The 276-nt window shown below is 46.0% G+C and carries 2 rRNA genes; both read left to right on the forward strand.

The window, feature by feature from the left end:
- Positions 1-85 (forward strand): 23S ribosomal RNA (locus UF06_RS23095); the annotation flags it as partial.
- 110 nt (positions 86-195) lie between these two features.
- Positions 196-276: ribosomal RNA gene (gene rrf, locus UF06_RS23100) — 5S ribosomal RNA — on the forward strand; the annotation flags it as partial.

Raw genomic sequence — 276 nt, forward strand, 5'->3', positions numbered from 1 at the left:
GAGACTAGAACGTTGATAGGCAGGGTGTGTAAGCGCTGTGAGGCGTTGAGCTAACCTGTACTAATTGCCCGTGAGGCTTAACCATACAACACCCAAAGGGTTTTGGTGGACTCAAAGCAAGAACGAAACTTGAGTGTGTTAAGAACTGAAAACAGCTTTCCGAATTATTCTCTAGAAATAGAGAGAAAGAATTTGCTTGGCGACCATAGCGTTTTGGACCCACCTGACTCCATCCCGAACTCAGAAGTGAAACGAAACAGCGTCGATGGTAGTGTG

The sequence above is a fragment of the Vibrio sp. S234-5 genome, assembly GCF_000960595.1.
Lineage (GTDB): Bacteria > Pseudomonadota > Gammaproteobacteria > Enterobacterales > Vibrionaceae > Vibrio.